The sequence below is a fragment of the Mesorhizobium sp. M0145 genome (genome assembly GCF_040322355.1).
In the GTDB taxonomy this organism is placed as follows: domain Bacteria; phylum Pseudomonadota; class Alphaproteobacteria; order Rhizobiales; family Rhizobiaceae; genus Mesorhizobium.
The window spans coordinates 1-2,697 of record NZ_JAMYTK010000062.1 but is presented as its reverse complement, the minus strand read 5'-3'; the positions used below and the strand labels follow the sequence as shown (position 1 = coordinate 2,697).

The 2,697-nt window shown below is 55.1% G+C and carries 1 protein-coding gene and 3 pseudogenes; 3 read left to right on the top strand and 1 reads right to left on the bottom strand.

Features of this window, described 5'->3' with window-relative positions; all coding sequences use genetic code 11:
- Positions 1 to 293: 293 nt before the first annotated feature.
- Positions 294 to 481, top strand: a pseudogene (locus NKJ28_RS33140) (IS630 family transposase); the annotation flags it as partial.
- Positions 482 to 484: 3 nt separating this feature from the next.
- Positions 485 to 694, top strand: a pseudogene (locus tag NKJ28_RS32880) (IS630 family transposase); the annotation flags it as partial.
- A 15-nt stretch (positions 695 to 709) separates the two neighbouring features.
- Here the strand turns inward: NKJ28_RS32880 and NKJ28_RS32875 are convergent.
- Positions 710 to 1,471, bottom strand: coding sequence for a class I SAM-dependent methyltransferase (locus NKJ28_RS32875; protein ID WP_352638592.1), 762 nt, complete (start codon positions 1,469 to 1,471; stop codon positions 710 to 712).
- A 133-nt stretch (positions 1,472 to 1,604) separates the two neighbouring features.
- Here NKJ28_RS32875 and NKJ28_RS32870 point away from each other — a divergent pair.
- A pseudogene (locus NKJ28_RS32870) lies at positions 1,605 to 2,078 on the top strand (transposase); the annotation flags it as partial.
- Positions 2,079 to 2,697: the final 619 nt, after the last annotated feature.

Genomic DNA, 2,697 nt, shown 5'->3' with positions numbered 1-2,697 from the left:
CCGGCATGAGCAGCTTTCTCCTATCTTGCCTATTTTTGATAAAATGACGATTGCACGAGGCTGTCTTGGCTTTGCTTTCCTCAAAAGGTAACATTGGCTAACTCGCAAAGTCCTCAAAAACCATGCGTCTTGCCGAAATCCTTCAAGACGCGGCGTCTAATGAGGGATTTCACCGCTGGCCTGCTAATGGTTTTTCGGACAGGCTGTGCAGCTAGCTATAGCTAGTGGTTTACGCCTGACATAAGAGTCCGGCTGGGGATTCCCTTTTGTGAGTGCGCATACGAGTCTGGCGCATGCGCACAGGAATATTGCTCACCGTTTCTTCGATTGATCGTCAGCGTCTGGGCGCGCTGATCAGAGATCGCAATACGCCGCAGAAGCATGTCTGGCGCGCCGAGATCATCCTGCTGAGCGTCAACGGCACCGGCACCGTCGAGATCATGCGGCAAACCGGCAAATCGAAGACCTCGTGTGGCGCTGGGGGCTCAACGCGGTTGAGGGCTTCTTCGCAAAACTGTCGAAGCGTCGTCTCAGGCGCGGCGTCTTCCACTCCGTCGTCGACCTCCAGGCGGCGATCAACCGCTTCGTTGCAGAGCACAACCAGCAACCTAAACCCTTCACTTGGACCGCCGATCCAGACAAGATCATCGCCGCCGTCAAACGCGGGCACCAAATGTTAGATTCCATCCACTAGGCTATGCCGTTGATATTATTTGTATGCGACAACCATGAGGCGCGAGCTATCGGATGTAAACGCTCCACCTTCCTCCCCATAAGCTTCAACAGTCTCGAAGCCCGCGCTTCGCAACATGCGAACATATTCAGAAAACCCATACTGCCTGTAAGAAAGGTGCGTTCGTCTAACGCGTCCATCGCAGACGATAATCCTTTCGAGGTTCTGGCGATCGCTTAGCACATCGTTGCTAAATATATCGATTCGTACATCGTCGTTACGCTGCGCAACGGAACACACGGGAAACTTGTGCCGCAGGGACTCGAAGCGATTGGGGTTATCGATTAGCAGACGCCCGCCCTTTCGAAGTGAAGAAGCGGCTTCATGAAGAACTCTCTCATTATCAGCGTCATCGAAATAGCCAAAGGTCGTGTACCACAGAAAAGCCGCGTCGAATCGATCTCGCCAGGGAAGTGAGCGCATGTCGCCCAGAACATACTCGACATTTACTCCGCCTTCAGCCGCATCCGCTTCGGCTTTTTTTAGTAAGTTCTGCGAGATATCAAGTCCGGTTACCTGCGCTCCTTTTTCCGCCAATCGGTTGGTAATCCGCCCATAGCCGCATCCGAGTTCAAGAACTGAGCTGTCTTGTGTAAGAGAAAGAAGCTTCCAAATTATTCCTACTTGTCGATCACTTGTCTTCGGCGGATTGATCACATCTCCAAAATGGATGTAATCATTACTGAAGTATAACTGAAGTTCTGACAAAGATACTTTATTACTAACGTTGTATGCCACTTGTTTTCCTTTCTACTTTACTGAAATTTTAATCAAGTTTTGCACACATCGCAGAGCAACTAAAGAAAATGTTTGTGAAGTGTTTTCATAGCGTTTGTAAAAGTTTTGCGACAGTCATTGGCCATGCCCGCGTTGGAGGTTGTATCGTGAGCCGGCATGGGGTCTCTCGAGGCACTGTTCCGGCCTTCTCTTCCGCTGGGCGCATACGCACCCCGTCGCCGTCTCCAACAACCGCCTCATCGACATCGAGGACGGCACGGTTCGTTTCCGCTGGAAGGACTACCGGCCCAGCAATCGGCAAAAAGTCATGGCCGTCTCGGCGGACGAATTCATCCGCCGCTTTTTGCTGCATGTTCTGCCCGAAGGCCTTCATGGCATCCGCTACTTCGCTTCGTTGGCAATCCCCACCGGGCGCAAAAGCTCGCCCGCTGCCGCGCCCTGCTCATGCCGGCGGCGGCGGCTGCCTCAGCCGAAAAGTACGACCACGACCGCACCGAAGGCGCTCACCCAGGCTTTGCCTAAGGAAGTGTCCAGCCTGTTATCAGGGCCAGATAATCTCATTGAAACATTCGACGGCCTCACGCCAGGCCCGCCATACCAGGATACGCCATTACAGAAGGCATCAGCTTCCTTCTTCGCCACATCGGACCGACCCGCGTGGACGCAAACGGGGCAGGCCCGAGCGGAGCGTGCGCCATTATGCCTGGCAGCCTCTTCCGGTTTGACCCCGTGCCCATCGCGACCGAGCAACATTTTGACCTGTGCCACCGGCAGAGCGGTAGGCACCGTGGGGGCCAGCGACGGTAGTTCACGCCGGCGCGCACCGTCTGGTAGGTTCTGCAGGTCGTAGATGATCGCCGCAGAAAGCGTCGGCGGAGGTCCGCAGACCCGAATCTCCGTCTTTCGATGACGCCGTGCTTCAGGTTCTGGATGAAGATGTCAGCAACAGCGATGAGAGAATTCCAGGACGTCAGGGTCCGCCTCCGACCTCAAGTCCAGGCAAACCTTTTCGGGCAAAGTCCCCGTCGCGCATTTCGACCTTGATGACCCAGGCGCTGCGTCCGGAAGGGGAGACGGTGTATAAGGCGCGGCCAACGCCTGCTCCACGGCAACTGACAATGCCGGTCCGGTCGGCAGATCGGATAGTGATGGGGTGGACGCCCCCTCGACGGCATCGATGTGCCAGAATGGTGGTGTTTGACAGCCACCGTAAGAGAGGGAGCGTC